Here is a 14,525-nt window from a genome sequence, read left to right on the forward strand (position 1 = left end):
GCGCGGCCTTCGCGGTTGAGTCGGCCGTACTCAACTTCTCGGAGGTACCGATGTCCGGCAAACGACTTCCAGTGCTGTTCCTCGACGACGTCGTCCTGCTCCCGGGCATGGTCGTCCCCATCGAGCTGGACGAGGGCGCCCAGGCCGCCGTCGACGCGGCCCGCACCTCGGCCGGCGACGAGCTGCTCATCGCGCCGCGGCTCGAGGATCGCTACGCCTCGTACGGCGTGGTGGCGAGCGTCGAGCGGGTCGGCAAGTTCCGCGGCGGCTCCCCCGCCGCCGTCCTGCGCACCGGCGTGCGCGCCCGCATCGGCAGCGGCGTGACCGGGCCCGGCGCGGTGCTGTGGGTCGAGGCCGAGCCGGTCGAGGCCGCCGCCCCCGGCGAGGCCGCCCGCGAGCTGGCCACCGAATACAAGCAGTTGGTCGTGTCGGTCCTGCAGCGCCGCGAGGCGTGGCAGGTCATCGACTCGGTCAGCGCCATCGACGACCCCGGTGACCTGGCCGACACCGCGGGCTGGGCCGCCTACCTGGCCAACGACCGCAAGCGCGAGCTGCTGGAGACCCCGGACGTCGAGGCCCGGCTGCGTCTGCTCATCGAGTGGACCAAGGACTTCCTGGCCGAGTCCGAGGTCAGCGACACGATCGAGAAGGACGTCCGCGAGTCGGTCGAGAAGCGCAACCGGGAGTACCTGCTGCGCGAACAGCTCAAGGCGATCCGCAAGGAGCTCGGCGAGGGCGAGGCCGACGGCACCGACGACTACCGCACCCGGGTCGAGGCGGCCGACCTGCCCGAGGCGACCCGCGAGGCGGCACTGCGCGAGGTCGACAAGCTCGAGCGGGCCGGCGACCAGAACCCCGAGGCGGGCTGGATCCGTACGTGGCTCGACACCGTTCTTGATCTGCCCTGGAATGTCCGCACCACCGACGCCACCGACCTCGCCGCCGCCCGCGCGGTGCTCGACGCCGACCACCACGGCCTGGACGAGGTCAAGGAGCGCATCGTCGAATACCTGGGCGTGCGGGCCCGGCGCGAGTCCCGTGGCCTGTCGGTCGTCGGTGGCCGCGGCTCGGGCGCGGTGATCCTGCTGGCCGGGCCGCCCGGGGTCGGCAAGACCTCGCTCGGCGAGTCGGTCGCGCGCACGCTCGGCCGCAAGTTCGTCCGGGTGGCGCTCGGCGGCGTGCGGGACGAGGCGGAGATCAGAGGCCACCGGCGCACGTACGTCGGCGCGCTGCCCGGCCGCATCGTCCGGGCCATCCGCGAGGCCGGCTCGATGAACCCGGTCGTGCTGCTCGACGAGGTCGACAAGGTCGGCAGCGACTACCGTGGCGACCCGGCGGCGGCCCTGCTCGAGGTGCTCGACCCGGCGCAGAACCACACGTTCCGCGACCACTACCTCGACCTCGACCTCGACCTGTCCGACGTGCTGTTCATCGCGACCGCGAACGTGCTGGAGACGATCCCGCAGGCGCTGTTCGACCGGATGGAGCTGATCGCGATCGACGGCTACACCGAGAACGACAAGGTCGCCATCGCCCGTGACTTCCTGGTGCCCCGGCAGCTTTCGCGGGCGGCGCTGTCGGCCGACGAGGTGACCGTGTCCGAGGACGCGTTGCGCGAGATCGCCGCGAACTACACCCGGGAGGCGGGCGTACGGTCGTTCGAGCGCCTCCTCGCGAAGGCCTTCCGCAAGGTGGCCCTGCGCGACCTGCCCGCGACGATCGAGGCCACCGACCTCAAGGAGCTGATCGGGCGTCCCCGGTTCACGCCGGAGTCGTTCGAGCGCACCGCCGTTCCGGGAGTGGCCACCGGCCTGGCGGTCACCGGCATGGGCGGCGACGTCCTCTACATCGAGGCGTCGCTGCTGCCCGGCGACAAGGGCGGCCTGTCGGTGACGGGCCAGCTGGGCGACGTGATGAAGGAGTCGGCGCAGATCGCGCTGTCCTACGTGCGGGCCCACGCCGAGGAGCTCGGCATCTCGCCCGAGCAGCTCGACCACCCGGTCCACCTGCACGTGCCCGCGGGCGCGGTGCCCAAGGACGGCCCGTCGGCGGGCGTGACGATGACGACCGCGCTGGTCTCGCTGTTGCTGGGCCGCGAGGTGCGGGCCGAGGTCGGCATGACCGGCGAGGTGTCGCTGACCGGCCGCGTCCTGCCGATCGGCGGCGTGAAGCAGAAGCTGCTCGCGGCCCAGCGAGCCGGCCTCACCGAGGTCTACCTGCCGCAGCGCAACGAGCCCGACCTCGACGACGTCCCCGCCGACGTCCTGGAGGCGCTGACCGTGCACATCGTCTCGGACGTGCGCGAAATCCTCGGCACCGCCCTGGAGCCGGTGACCGCCGGCCTGGTCGCCGCCGCCTGAGGCAGCTAGGAGCCCAGGCCGGCCTGTCGTGCTCGGACGACGGCCTGGGCTCGGTCCTCGACCCGCAGCTTCGCGACCACGTTGGACGTGTGGTTGCGAACGGTCTTCTCGCTGAGCCGGAGCCGGCGGGCGATGTCGGCGGTGGTGAGGCCGTCGGCGACGAGCCGGAGCACTTCCATCTCCCGGTCGGTCAGCTCCGGGAAGGGCCGCGCCGCGCGGCCGCCGGAGGGTGCGGCGGCGAAGTAGGCGAGAGCGCGCTCGGCGATGCCCGCGCCGAATACCGCCTCCCCGGCGGCGACGGCGACGATCGCGCGTACGATCTCGTCCTGCTCGGCGCCTTTGACCAGGTATCCGCGAGCGCCCGCGCGCATGGCGGTGAACAGCGACTCGTCGTTGTCGAACATGGTCAGCACGAGCACGGCCACGGCCGGCGCGGCGCGGTGGATCTCCCGGGTCGCGTCGATGCCGGTCGTGCCCGGCATGTGCAGGTCCATGAGGATCACGTCGGCGGTGCCGCCGAGCGCGGCGGCGACGGCCGCGGCCCCGTCGGTGGCCTCGCCCGTCACGGTGACCTCGGGGGCGTCGGACAGCGCGGCCCGCAGGCCACGCCGGAACACCGGGTGGTCGTCGGCGATGACGACGCGGACGGTCATGTCGGACGTCGCAGCGGGAGTCTTGCCCGGACGACGGTCCCGCCGGCCGCGCCCGCCTCGACGGTGGCCGCTCCGCCCAGTTCGGCCGCGCGCTCCGCGATCGACCGCAGCCCGAGCCCCGGTTGCCGGGCGGCCGGGAGCCCGATGCCGTCGTCGCAGACCTGGATCACGAGATCGTCGCCGGTGACGCACAGGGACACGGTGCATCGGGTGGCCCGGGCGTGCCGGGTGACATTGGTGACCGCCTCCAGCGCGATTCGGTAGGCGGCGACCTCCACCTCCGGCGGCAGTCGCAGTGTGTCCGGCGCCCGCACCGCGACGTGCAGGCCGCCGCCGCTGCGGATGGTGACGGTGTCGGCATAGCCGTGGAGCGCGGGGATCAGCCCGATCTGTTCCAGCGTGGTCGGATGCAGATCGGCGACCAGACGCTTGACGTCGTCCAGGCTGTCCTTGACCTCCGCTTCCAGGCTGCTCAGCAGTTCCTTGTTCGCCGTCGTGGTGGCGGCGCGCCGGGCCGCGCCGAGCCCGAGCGCGACACCGGCGAGTGTGGGGCCGAGCCCGTCGTGCAGGTCGCGCCGGATCCGATGCCGTTCCTCGTCCCGGGCCGTGGCCAGGCTGTCCCGGGATCGGCGCAGGTCATGGGTGAGCCGAACCCCGTATGCGGCCGGCCCGATCTGCTGGGCGAAGCCGTGCAGCAGCCGTTCGTCCCCGGGGTCGAGGGACGAACGACCGCCGGGCGCCCCGACGCTCAGGGTCCCGACCGCGGTGCCGGCGTGCAGCAGGGGCAGGTCGACGGTGACGGCCGGCGCCGTACCGCGGGCGGCGGCCGGTCGCGGCTCCCCGGCGAGGGTGACCGCCGCGTACGGCAGGCGCAGCGCGTCGGCGACCGCGTCCACGACGACGGGCAGCACCTCGTCGGGTGCGATCGTCCGGGCCAGCTGCCGGCCGAGCCGGGTGAGCACGGTGTACGGGTCGCGGGGCTGGCCGTACAGCATCCGGTCGACGCCGCGCTGGACCAGCTCACGGGCCGGCGCCACGCCCAGCGCGATGACGACCGCGGCGGCGACCGCGCCGGCGCCTTCGCCACCGAGCCGGTTCGACCCGAGCCCGATGGCGAAGCCGAACACACCGGCGATCGCGAGGGCGAGAGCGAGCGACACCAGCGTGCGGCTGAGCAGCCGGTCGCCGTCGAACAGGCCGTAGCGGAGCATCGCCACGCCCAGCCCGACCGGGAACAGGGCCCACGCCACCAGCGGAATCACCGGGCTCACCGAGTCGAGGAACTGGCCGATCACACCGACCAGGAACGCCACGAAGAACCACCCGAGCCGGCGTCGCCGCGCCGGGGTTCCGCGCCGCATCTGGATCAGCAGGGCCACGCCGCCGAGCAGCCCGCAGGCGGTCGCGGCCACTTGCAGGACGGTCGCTACCTGGGCGAGGACGGGCTGGGCCGGGGCGGGCAGTTCCAGGGGGCTGTCCCACTGCGGATAGGCGCCGGCCGGCAGGTCGATGAGCCAGACCCCGACGAAGGCGAGCCCGGCCACGACCGAACCGGCCCACACCAGCGGCCGCCACCGCTTCGAGGCCGGCCGCCCGTCCGGGAACAGCGGGGTCACCAGCGCGACGGCAATGATCGCGCCGGGCAACCAGATCCGCTCGCCGATCAGGCCGCCGAGGCCGGCCAGCGGCGGCGCCGGGCGGCGGGCGGCGTACGCGGCCCCCAGCCCCGCGACCGCCTCCAGCAGCGCGGTGGACAGGAACACCCAGCCGAGGGCCTGCGTGGGATGCCGTCGCAGCACCGTCGCGCCGACCGCACCGAACGACAGGGCGATGACGGCGCCGACCAAGTCATGGCCGGCCACCAGCGCATCGATGCCCGGCCGATTGGAGATCATCAGCGCCACCGACAGCACGACCGCGACGCCCGTGAGGGCGGCCGTCGCCATCGCGGCCCACCGCAGCGCCGCGATGCCGGCACGTATCGGGCCGTCGGACCCGACGCCGAGCGCCGGATCCGGCAGCCACATCGGGTTTGCGGTCGTCACGCCGACTCCATCTCGCGCCGGCAGGCCATCCGAGCGGACGCGCATCGCCGCCGCACCACCCGCAGGGTACCGCGGACGCCACTCATCGCGAGGTCGTCATGCCGACCGGCGCCGTGGGTGGGCTCGCCGTGGCGGAGCGTGCCGCCGAGCGCCCGGCGATTCCCCAGGCCCAGAGCATCGGCAGCAGCGCGGCGCCCATCGCGATCAGCGAGCTGAGCCCGAAGAACAACGGCAGCCAGGCGGCCAGCAGCCACGCCGTGGCGCGCGGCCGGAAGCCACGACGCAGCAGGACGACGCCGAGCACCGTCGAGCCCAGAATGCTGGTCAGAATGGCCGGGATGCCGACGAACGCGAACGTCTGATCCATCCACGGCGTGTAGTAGTCACCCACGGTCGACAGCGTCGCCACGACATAGCCGACGAGCGTGATCCACCATCCCCAGCGCTCCGCACCGCGCGGGCTGCGTTCCCGCCGCACGACGAAGGCGCCCGCCGTGGCGACCAGGATCAACGGAAACCACACGCGCCCGTACGTCACATAGACCGTGTCGGCGTCCGACCAGGACAGCAGCGGGCGAAGCAGCTTCGCGGCGGGTTCGGCCCAGGCCCGTACCACCGAGCTCTGCAGATCCCCCGCGCCGTCCGTCGTGGCGAACCGGCTCAGCGCGTGGATCGGAGCCAGCACCGACCCCACCCAGGCGCCCGTCCACGCGGCCATCCCCACCGCTCGATTGACTGTTCTCGTCTGCATGGCAACCTCCCGCCGTCGCCGCGACGCCGGGCGCCGCGTGTGCCTCACACATTGCGGCGGGACCTGTCCCGGGCACATCGGCATTCGTCCCGGCTCGGATCGGGACGCCACGACCCCGTTTCGGGGCTACAGCCCGGCCTTCTTGACGCCGTAGGCGGCCTGCTTCGCGGTGAAGCCTTCGAACGTGAGCTGGTCGACGAGGCCGGAACGGGAGAAGGAACTCATGTCCAGGTATTCCGCCGCCTTCTTGGCCGCCTGTTCGTTCCAGTTTGCTTTCTGCGCGTCCACGCCGAAGGTGGCCTGCTTGGTGGAGAAGCCTTCGAACTTGAGCTGTTTGATCAGCCCGGAACGCGAGAAGGAACTCGTGTCCAGGTATTCCGCCGCTTTCTTGGCGGCCTGTTCGTTCCAGTTCGCTTTCTGCGCGTCCACGCCGAAGGTGGCGTCCTTGGTGGAGAAACCCTCGAACTTGAGCTGTTTGATCAGCCCGGAACGGGAGAAGGACGAGTACGACAGGTAGTCGGCGGCCTTGTCGGCGGCGTTCTCCTGGGCGACGGTCAACTCCCTGGTGGGCTCGGTGGTCGGTTCTACAACGGCCTCGGTGGTCGGCTCGGCGGTCTCTTCGGCGGCGGGTTCTGTGGTCTCTTCGGCGGCGGGTTCCGTGGTCTCTTCGGCAGCGGGCTCGCTGGTCGGGAGCTTGTCGATCGCTTCCAGGCTTGGTGTGCTGGCGGACGCGATGGTCGTGTCCGCCGCGACGGGCGTCTCGCCGCCTCCGCCGGCCGCGATGCCGATGATGACCAGACCGGCGAGTACGCCGCCGCCGACCAGGCCGGCCTTCTTGCCGCGGCTCATTCTTTTCTTCGGAATGGGGGCGAGGGTGTGCTCGGGCATAGACATAGGAATTCTCCTCGCGTGTGGGCAGGATCAGCGGGAGCGCTTTCCGGCCCACCATTCGAACCCGGCCGCCCCCAGGCTAAATGCCACCGGCAGTGGGTCCATCCGTCGGACGTCCACGGGCCTCGGCTTCTTGACCGATTCGTCAATGCCGTTGGTGGTGCTTGTCCGACCGGTGGGACGACCCCGTTGGAGCGCCGGTCGGCGTCGATCGGGCACACCGGCCGGGCCCGCCGGGCTTATCGTCTTCGATGGCGGATGCGTAGGCGCGGCGACGGGAGACAGATCATGGCGGCAAGGCACGGCGGGTTCAGCCGGCGCTTCGTGTTGACCGGCTCGATCGCCTCGGTGGGCGGTCTGGTGAGCATGGCGGACGCCGGCGCCGCTCAGGCGGGTGGGCGGTCCGGGCCGGACTTTTCGCTCACGCTGGCCGCGGGGACGTACACCGGCGCCGGCCGGGCGTTTGTGATCATCGCGCGAGCGTCGGATCTGAGTCCCGACGCGCCGGAGCCCCGGGACAACCTGCAGAACCTCGAGCCGATCACCGTGCCGTTCTTCGGTCTGGATGTGGCGCACGCCGTGCCCGGCCGGCCGATCGCGCTGCGCTCCGGCGCCGCGGTGGTCGGCTACCCGTTGGCCCGGTTCGAGGACCTTCCGGCCGGCGATTACGTGGTGCAGGCGTTCTTCTGCACCTACGAGACCAACCATCGCTCGGACGGGTCGGTCGTCCAGGTGCATTGGCCGGAAGGCGACGGCGGCGACATCTGGCACTCGCCGGGCAACGTCTACTCCACACCTCGTACCGTCCACCTGAGCGGCCACGCGCAGACCGTGCGCCTGACGCTCGACCAGGTCATCCCGCCGATCGGCCCGATCCCGCCGGGCGGCACCGGCCAGCAGGGCAACCCGGTCGACTCGGCGCACGTCAAGCACCTGAAGATCCGCTCGGCGCTGCTGAGCCGCTTCTGGGGCCGCGACGTCTATCTCGGCGCCGACATCCTGCTGCCGGCCGGCTACGACCTGCCCGCCAACCGCCACGTCCGGTATCCCATGGAGCTGATCGCGCGCCACTACCCGCGCGCCAACCCGCACCGCTTCGACGAGTCGCTGGGCGATGCCTTCTCCCAGTGGTGGGTGTCGGCGGACGCGGCCCGGTTCATCTCCGTGCAGGTGCGCAGCGAGAACCCGTTCTACGACGACTCCTACCACGCGAACTCGGCCAACCTCGGCCCGTACGGCGACGCGATCAACAAGGAGCTCATCCCGGCCATCGACAAGGCGTTCCGGACGATCGGGCAGCGCTGGGGCCGGGTCGTCGGGGGCGGGTCGACCGGCGGGTGGATCGCCGCGGCGTCGCTCGTGCTCTACCCCGACACCTTCGCCGGCGCCTGGGCCGGCTTCCCCGACTCGATGGACTTCCGCGCCCACCAGGTGATCAACATCTACAGCGACGCCAACGCGTACGTCACCGGTAGCGACTGGGTGCCGGTGCCGCGACCGTCGGCCCGGGACTACAACGGCGATACCTTGTGGACCAACGGGCAGGAGAACGCGTACGAGCGGGCGGTCGCCTCACACGGGCGCAGTCAGGGACAGTGGGACATCTGGCAGGCGGTGTTCGGTCCACAGGGCAGGGACGGCTACCCGGCGCCGATCTGGGACAAGCACACCGGCGCCATCGACCACACCGTCGCCGCCTACTGGAAGAAGCACTTCGACCTGTCGTCGATCGTCGCGACCGACTGGGCGAGGCTCGGGCCGAAGATCGCCGGTCGGCTGCACGTCTACGTCGGCACCGAGGACACGTACTTCCTCAACAATGGTGTCTCGTATTTCGAGCAGCGGACCAACGCCCTCACCTCGCCGGCGCCCGACTTCCAGTTCCTCTACGGCGTGAGCCAACCGCACGGGTGGACCCCGGTCACCGACCAGCAACTGCTGACCACGATGGCCGATTTCATCGCCCGGCACGCGCCGAAGGGCACCGACGTCAGCGGCTGGCGCGGCCACGAGCAGCCGCCGCAGCTCATGCTGACGCGCGGCCGGCAGGTCGTGGACGACGGCGTCGACGCGACCCTCCCCCCGGCGCTGGCCTCTGCTCTGGCCGCGAAGGTCTCTCACCCGGCGGTGGCGAACCGGATGCGGTAGGAGTTCAGTGGTGCGCGCCGGTTCGGCCGAGGGTCGTCTCCGGCGTCGCTCCCGGGCGGGTCCACTGGGGCGCCGGGCGGCTCGTCCCGTCCCAGGTGGGCTTGCCGTCCACGTCCACGCGCCAGTACCAGCACGGGTCCTCGCCCTTGGGCCATCCCTCCGGGCTGACCTGCCAGGCTTCACCGCGCCCGTACGGCGTCATGTCGAGCAGCGCGAACGACCCGCTGGCCGGCTCGGTGCCCCGGTCGGTCGAGCGGTAGGTGAGGAACACGCGGTCGCCGTCGCGCAGGAAGCAGCTGAAATAGCCCATGTCGCCGCCGATCGGCTCCGGCGCGTCGCGCACCGAATACCACGGCTGGGTGTAGCCCATGAACGCGACGAACGGGGCCACCTCATCCCATCGCCCCGGGGTGAGCACGGCGAATGACACGCCGCGCGCGTTGAGGTAGGAGGCGTCCCGCACATGCCAGGCCGCCACCGTGCAGCCCTCGCACTGCCCCTGGTGCGGCGCGCCGTCGTGCCACATGTGCTGGTAGACGAGGAGCTCGTCACGGCCCTGGAAGAGGTCCCGGAACGGCACCGGCCCGTCCGGCCCGACGACCTCGGCGCCGCCGTCGATCTCGACCATGGGCAGCCGGCGACGCGCCGCGGCGATCGCGTCGCCCTCGCGGGTGTGCGCCTTCTCCCGGATCAGCAACTCGTCCCGCGCCGCCTGCCAGGCGTCCAGGTCGACGATCGGCGGCCGCCCGGAGAGTTCGTTCGTGGTCATGGTTGACTCCCTTCTCTGCTGAGTACGTCGAAGCTGCCCGCCCCGGCTTCGACATCATGACGAGAAAACGTTCTTGTATGCTCTCCCGTCGATGGCACACGGCCGGCGAAAGGTACCGAAGATGTGGGTGTCGGGCTGGCTGACCGGTGCGGCCATGGCGGTGCTCGTCGCGGCGCCGCTTCCGGCCTCGGCCCGTGCCGTCGAGGGTTCCACCCACCTGTCGGTGTCCGCGACGGACGCCAAGGGGCACGTCGGTGACACGGTCAGCATCCGGGTGACGATCACCAACCACGGCCCGGCCGTCGAGCCGGAGTGGGCGCTGACCGGGGTGCAGACCCAGGCGGGGACGAAGTTCGTCAGCGGCACCGGCTGCCGCCCGGATCCGGACGGCGGGCAGTACTGCGCCAGCCCGGGACCGCTGGCGGTCGGCAAGTCCCAGACGGTCGTCCTGCGCTACAAGATCACCAAAACGCTGGCCCACCCCGACTGGGAGATGGGCAGCTTCAGCTTCTACGAGGCGCTGGACCGCAAGGGCGGCACCGACGACGTCGACCTGTATTTCCACATCTCCATCTCGGGAACGGGAACCGGCACGCCGACCACCAAGCCCAGCGCCACCAAACCCAGCGCCACCAGGACCCCGGCCACGGTCCGCTCCACACCGGCTCGCTCATCGGCCGCGCGGCGAACTACATCACCGGCAGCGAGGCAGAGCGAACCCGCGGCGATCCTCACCACTGCGGAGACGGATCCGGCTCCGAGCCGCACGGCCGCCGCCGCACTACCGAAGATCGAGAACGCCGGTTTCCGTACGGGCGCAAGCCGCACCGCCTGGGCCGTGGCCGCCGGCGTCATCGCCGTGATCGGCGCCGGCGCCTTCGCCCTGGCGTGGACGCGGCGCCGCCGTGCTCACGGCGCGGGGTGACGTCGCGCGTAATGGTCGCGGAGCAGGTCGCCGCCCCAGTCGTCGCGCAGGTGCCGCCAGACGGAATGGGCGTGGTTGGCGCCGTCCTGGGTGTTGTCGTACTCGATGAGGAACTCGGGCGCCCGGACGCAGTAGTAGTGACCCTCGCCGGGCGTGGTCGGGCCCGCCCAGGCGAACCGGATCCGCTCCAGGCCCGCCGTCTCGGCGTCGTTCCAGCAGGCCCGCGCGTACGCCGCCGGGGCGCGGCCGAGGTAGAGCCGCACCAGCCGGCCGAGGATGTCCCGCTGCTCCGGACGCAGTTCGCCCCAGCCGATGCCGCCGGGCAGCACCGCCGGGTCGGCCACCGGATCGGCCCGGGTGAGGATGTCATCCGGCGCGAGCCCGGAGCTGATGCCGAGCGCACGCTGCTCCGGATCGAACCCGGCGGCCAGCCGCCGGGCGAGGTCCTCTTCCGCGCCGAGAATCCGGCGGCCGGACGGGATGGTGGCCGGCTCCGACCCGACGAAATGCGGCGTCAGCGTAACGGCGGCCGGCCCCACGATCACGTGTACGGCCAGGTGGTGGCCGTTGATGCGCCAGCCCCACGGCCGATCGCCGTCCGGCTCGCCGAGCACCCTGAGCCAGTAGCGGTCCCCGGCCGGCGGTGAGCCGGTCGCCAGTTCCCGCCGGACCCGCTCGACCTCGATGGCGCCGACGGCGAGGTCCCCGCCCGCCGGCGAGTGCGCCGACCGGAGCAGCTCCACCGCCAGGGCGTGCTGAGCATCGGTGAGCTGCTCCATCGGCAGCCCGGGCCGGTCGCCCGGCAGATAGGTCCAGCGCCGCAGCCCCGGGTCCCCAAGATCGCCCCGAACCAGCCCGCGTTGCCGTTCGTCCAGGCTGACGAGAAGCGCACGAGCACATCGCCCCGCGTCGATGGCAGCTGTCGTCATGAGCTGACCCTAGCCAACCGACCCCACCCCGGCCGCCGGCATGCGGCTTGGACCGAAGTCGTCACACTCGATTACATGGACGAGTCCAGCGACCAAGGCGCGGCAGTCTCCGACGAAGCGACGCGGGTGCATGAGCGAATCGTCGATCAGGCTCACGATCATTGGCACGAGTTCTCGGTGATCGTCGCCAGCGCGAATATCGTGCTCGCTCTGTTGCTGGTCGGCCGGATCGCCACGGCCGACCGAGGCGGCGACGTCATTCTTCTGGCCGTCCTGATCGCGATGGCGGCGACCGCGGCGGCGGTTCTTGCTTATTACTCGATCCAGATCGGCGCACTGTTCATCTTCGGGCCCCTGCGACTTGGGGACGTCCTGCTGTCGTTCTGCATCGCAGCGACGCAACTTGCGTTGTTCCTATGGCCGACGCACGTGTTGAGCGCCGGCCATGGGACCGGCGTCGAGGTGTTCCGGGGACTGCGTCACTGGCTGATCTTCTACGGCGCGTTCGGGCTGGTCGCGGCGCTGGCGAACCGGCACGCGGCGGTGGGGCGGAGACGGCGGCAACTAGCCGGTGTCAACGAGCTGTACGAGAAGCAGCAGGCATCCGACGCTGCCTCTGCCTCCGTCTCGTTCCTCATCGTCATGGTCTGCTGGGCGCTGAGTTGGTGGTGGCTGCAGGCCCCGACGTTCGTCGGTGTTCTCGTCGCGGCCGGTGGGGCGACGTTCGGCATCCTTTCCCAGGCGCGAATAGCGCGCCGGCTGGCGAAGCAAGAATGAGTACGGTCAGCGCAGGGTGCGCGACCGTATCGCGTCCTGCAAGGCCGTCTCGAGCTCGTCGGGCAGCTGGAACCAGCCCGCCGCCGCGTACAAACGGTGGCGCGGATTGTGCTGGTAGCTGCCCGCCACCGGCTCGGCGTCGCGTACCCGCACCGTTCCCAGGATGTCCTCGGCCGGCACCCGTCCGCCGGGGTTGCCGGTGCGCTCGTCGAGCAGGTAGACGAAGCCGTCGCCCTGGATTCGCGCCTGCCGGCGGATGGCCTCGCAACCGGCCACGTTCTCCCAGATCGTCCGGGACAGCAGGCGCAGGAACGGCGGGTTCTCCCGGACATCGGCCGGCCCCGGCTCGGTCGGATCGGCATCGGCGGGCACGACCGCCAGGACGACCTCCGGATGCAGACCGTGCTCGTCCACCCACGGCGGTTCGAGCAACGACACGACCGACCTGTCGCCGCCGCCGAAATCGACCCGATATCCGTAGACCGCCCGCGCCATGGCCAGGACCCTAGGGCAACGCGTGCTCGCCGCGATAACCCGGTGGCGCGAACGTCGCCGGCGGGACACGATCGAGGGGTGCTGATGATTCTCACGCCGACGCTGCGGGAGTACCGCCGTCGAGAGCCGGTGGTCTTCTGCGCCGGGCCGCCGCCCCGCTTCGAGCCGCCGCGCGCGCCCGAGCCGCTCCGGCACCGCCGGCGGTTCCAGCGGTATCTGCCGGGGTACGCGCGGTTCACCCGGGCCACGCTGCGCGCCCGGCGCCCCCTGCGCCGGCGCGACTGACGGCCGGGCCCAAACGACGCGACTGACGGCCGGCCCCCAAACGAACAGTCGATTTTGCACGTTTGCGCTGGTGAGGGCCGGTGCGCGATAGTACGCGGCATGTCGACTGTGCGCCGCATCACATCGATTGCCGCCATCGCGGCCGTCCTCGTCGGGCTGTCCGGCACGGGGGCTCAAGCACATCGTGACCGGACGCTGTTCGTGTCGCCGCACGGGTCGGATCACGCTGCCGGGACGGCCCGGCATCCGCTACGGACGCCGCAGGTCGCCGTCGACCGGCTCGGGCCGGGCGGTGGCACCGTGCGGCTCGGCCGGGGCACGTACGCCCGGCAGCGGATCGTCATCGACGGCCGCACGCACCTCACCGTGCGGGGCGCGGCGGGGGCGGTGCTCGACGGCGCGGGGCTGAAACCGCTCGCGGATCAGAGCGGCATGGTCGAGATCCGCGACAGCAGCGACGTCACGGTCGAGGGGCTCACGATCACCGGCTATCGGACGAAGTCGCTCGAGGCGGTGCCGATCGGGATCTTCGTGACCGGCGCCGGCCGTGGGATCCGGCTGCGGGGCAACCACATTCATCACCTCGGCAACGACAACGGGACGCTCGGCAGCTTCGACATGAACGCGCACGGCATCGCCGTCTACGGCACGGACGCGGGGCGGTCGCTCTCGGACGTCACGATCGCCGGCAACGAGCTCGACCACCTGGTGCTCGGCGCCAGCGAGACGCTCGTGCTCAACGGCAACGTCGACGGCTGGGCGGTGACCGGCAACGTCATCCACGACAACAACAACATCGGGATCGACGCGATCGGGTTCGAGGACACCATTTCCGGGCCGGCCCGGTTCACCGACGTCAACCGGGCGCGGCATGGGCTCATCGCCCGCAACCGGGTCTCCCGCATCATCAGCGAGGGCAACCCCGCGTACTGGGAAGACGGATCCTGGTGTAATTGCGCCGACGGGATCTATGTCGACGGCGGCGGCTCGATCACCATCGCCGACAACCACGTGGACGCCTCGGACATCGGCATCGAGGTCGCCTCGGAATGGCGGCAGGGCCGCACGAACGCGGTGCGGATCACCGGCAACACGGTGACCGGGAGCCGGTACACCGGGCTCGCGCTCGGCGGTTACGACCAGGACCGGGGCGAGGCGTACGACATCACGGTGACCGGAAATCTGCTACGCGGCAACAACACGCTGCGGGACGGCTCGCCCGAGATGCTGCTGCAGTACTACGTGCACGACACCACGATCACCCGCAACACGGTCATCTCGACGAACCCGGGCGAGTCGGTGCTGCTCTACCGCGACGAGCCGGCCGGGCCCGCCGCCAAGAACGCCAACCTGCGGCTCGATCACAACAGGTACGCGGGCCGGGTGCGCCCGGGCCGGGAGCTGTACTACTGGAACGGCGTCGAGCACCGGGGGCTCGCGGCCTACCAGGCCGCCAGCGGCCAGGACCGGGCCAGCACGTTCCGGCAGAGCTGAGGG

General features: G+C 71.5%; 13 protein-coding genes. 6 read left to right on the forward strand and 7 right to left on the reverse strand.

Annotated elements, in window-relative coordinates; genetic code table 11:
• Nucleotides 1-50 precede the first annotated feature (50 nt).
• Nucleotides 51-2,360 (forward strand): endopeptidase La, encoded by a 2,310-nt coding sequence (lon, locus tag ACZ6TB_RS04270; protein WP_465550445.1) that lies wholly within the window; start codon nt 51-53, stop codon nt 2,358-2,360.
• 5 nt (nt 2,361-2,365) lie between these two features.
• Here the strand turns inward: lon and ACZ6TB_RS04275 are convergent, their stop codons facing one another.
• From ACZ6TB_RS04275 to ACZ6TB_RS04290, 4 genes are all read right to left on the reverse strand, one after another.
• On the reverse strand, nt 2,366-3,013 hold the full coding sequence (locus tag ACZ6TB_RS04275; RefSeq protein WP_465550447.1) for a response regulator: 648 nt from the start codon (nt 3,011-3,013) through the stop codon (nt 2,366-2,368).
• On the reverse strand, nt 3,010-5,058 hold the full coding sequence (locus ACZ6TB_RS04280) for a sensor histidine kinase (RefSeq protein ID WP_465550449.1): 2,049 nt from the start codon (nt 5,056-5,058) through the stop codon (nt 3,010-3,012). The genes ACZ6TB_RS04275 and ACZ6TB_RS04280 overlap by 4 nt, the downstream gene beginning before the upstream one ends.
• 82 nt (nt 5,059-5,140) lie before the next feature.
• On the reverse strand, nt 5,141-5,809 hold the full coding sequence (locus tag ACZ6TB_RS04285) for a hypothetical protein (RefSeq protein WP_465550451.1): 669 nt from the start codon (nt 5,807-5,809) through the stop codon (nt 5,141-5,143).
• Nucleotides 5,810-5,935: 126 nt separating this feature from the next.
• Entirely contained in the window at nt 5,936-6,703 is a 768-nt protein-coding gene (locus ACZ6TB_RS04290) for an Ltp family lipoprotein (protein WP_465550453.1), read from the reverse strand.
• Between the two features lie 285 nt (nt 6,704-6,988).
• Between ACZ6TB_RS04290 and ACZ6TB_RS04295 the strand changes: the two genes are divergently transcribed.
• Nucleotides 6,989-8,848, forward strand: a complete 1,860-nt coding sequence (locus tag ACZ6TB_RS04295; protein ID WP_465550455.1) for an alpha/beta hydrolase-fold protein — start codon at nt 6,989-6,991, stop codon at nt 8,846-8,848.
• A gap of 4 nt (nt 8,849-8,852) precedes the next feature.
• On the opposite strand, the gene ACZ6TB_RS04300 is transcribed toward ACZ6TB_RS04295, so the two are convergent.
• On the reverse strand, nt 8,853-9,617 hold the full coding sequence (locus tag ACZ6TB_RS04300; protein WP_465550457.1) for a DUF899 family protein: 765 nt from the start codon (nt 9,615-9,617) through the stop codon (nt 8,853-8,855).
• Nucleotides 9,618-9,738: 121 nt separating this feature from the next.
• On the opposite strand from ACZ6TB_RS04300, the gene ACZ6TB_RS04305 reads away from it, so the two are divergent.
• Entirely contained in the window at nt 9,739-10,542 is an 804-nt protein-coding gene (locus tag ACZ6TB_RS04305) for a hypothetical protein (RefSeq protein WP_465550459.1), read from the forward strand.
• Here the strand turns inward: ACZ6TB_RS04305 and ACZ6TB_RS04310 are convergent.
• Nucleotides 10,527-11,471: a DUF3500 domain-containing protein gene (locus tag ACZ6TB_RS04310; RefSeq protein WP_465550461.1), complete on the reverse strand. Its 945-nt coding sequence runs from the start codon at nt 11,469-11,471 to the stop codon at nt 10,527-10,529. The two genes, ACZ6TB_RS04305 and ACZ6TB_RS04310, sit on opposite strands and share 16 nt — an antisense overlap.
• Nucleotides 11,472-11,546: 75 nt before the next feature.
• Here ACZ6TB_RS04310 and ACZ6TB_RS04315 point away from each other — a divergent pair, with 75 nt between their 5' ends.
• A complete protein-coding gene (locus ACZ6TB_RS04315; protein ID WP_465550463.1) occupies nt 11,547-12,248 on the forward strand; it encodes a hypothetical protein in 702 nt (233 codons plus the stop codon).
• A gap of 6 nt (nt 12,249-12,254) precedes the next feature.
• On the opposite strand, the gene ACZ6TB_RS04320 is transcribed toward ACZ6TB_RS04315, so the two are convergent.
• Nucleotides 12,255-12,743, reverse strand: a complete 489-nt coding sequence (locus tag ACZ6TB_RS04320) for a hypothetical protein (protein ID WP_465550465.1) — start codon at nt 12,741-12,743, stop codon at nt 12,255-12,257.
• A 78-nt stretch (nt 12,744-12,821) separates the two neighbouring features.
• On the opposite strand from ACZ6TB_RS04320, the gene ACZ6TB_RS04325 reads away from it, so the two are divergent.
• Together ACZ6TB_RS04325 and ACZ6TB_RS04330 are read left to right on the forward strand one after the other, a co-directional pair.
• The gene (locus ACZ6TB_RS04325) at nt 12,822-13,028 is read left to right on the forward strand and encodes a hypothetical protein (RefSeq protein ID WP_465550467.1); all 207 of its coding nucleotides are present in this window, start codon (nt 12,822-12,824) and stop codon (nt 13,026-13,028) included.
• A 99-nt stretch (nt 13,029-13,127) separates the two neighbouring features.
• Entirely contained in the window at nt 13,128-14,522 is a 1,395-nt protein-coding gene (locus ACZ6TB_RS04330; RefSeq protein ID WP_465550469.1) for a right-handed parallel beta-helix repeat-containing protein, read from the forward strand.
• Nucleotides 14,523-14,525 lie beyond the last annotated feature (3 nt).

Source organism: Actinoplanes sp. NPDC051537 (assembly GCF_055586105.1).

What these genes read in the sequence shown, in the direction of transcription:
- ACZ6TB_RS04310 (WP_465550461.1), bottom strand. Translation starts at nt 11,471, where the DNA reads ATGACGACAGCTGCCATCGACGCGGGGCGATGTGCTCGTGCGCTTCTC.
- ACZ6TB_RS04290 (WP_465550453.1), bottom strand. Translation starts at nt 6,703, where the DNA reads ATGTCTATGCCCGAGCACACCCTCGCCCCCATTCCGAAGAAAAGAATG.
- ACZ6TB_RS04315 (WP_465550463.1), top strand. Translation starts at nt 11,547, where the DNA reads ATGGACGAGTCCAGCGACCAAGGCGCGGCAGTCTCCGACGAAGCGACG.
- ACZ6TB_RS04320 (WP_465550465.1), bottom strand. Translation starts at nt 12,743, where the DNA reads ATGGCGCGGGCGGTCTACGGATATCGGGTCGATTTCGGCGGCGGCGAC.
- ACZ6TB_RS04275 (WP_465550447.1), bottom strand. Translation starts at nt 3,013, where the DNA reads ATGACCGTCCGCGTCGTCATCGCCGACGACCACCCGGTGTTCCGGCGT.
- ACZ6TB_RS04285 (WP_465550451.1), bottom strand. Translation starts at nt 5,809, where the DNA reads ATGCAGACGAGAACAGTCAATCGAGCGGTGGGGATGGCCGCGTGGACG.
- ACZ6TB_RS04300 (WP_465550457.1), bottom strand. Translation starts at nt 9,617, where the DNA reads ATGACCACGAACGAACTCTCCGGGCGGCCGCCGATCGTCGACCTGGAC.
- ACZ6TB_RS04330 (WP_465550469.1), top strand. Translation starts at nt 13,128, where the DNA reads ATGTCGACTGTGCGCCGCATCACATCGATTGCCGCCATCGCGGCCGTC.
- lon (WP_465550445.1), top strand. Translation starts at nt 51, where the DNA reads ATGTCCGGCAAACGACTTCCAGTGCTGTTCCTCGACGACGTCGTCCTG.
- ACZ6TB_RS04295 (WP_465550455.1), top strand. Translation starts at nt 6,989, where the DNA reads ATGGCGGCAAGGCACGGCGGGTTCAGCCGGCGCTTCGTGTTGACCGGC.
- ACZ6TB_RS04305 (WP_465550459.1), top strand. Translation starts at nt 9,739, where the DNA reads ATGTGGGTGTCGGGCTGGCTGACCGGTGCGGCCATGGCGGTGCTCGTC.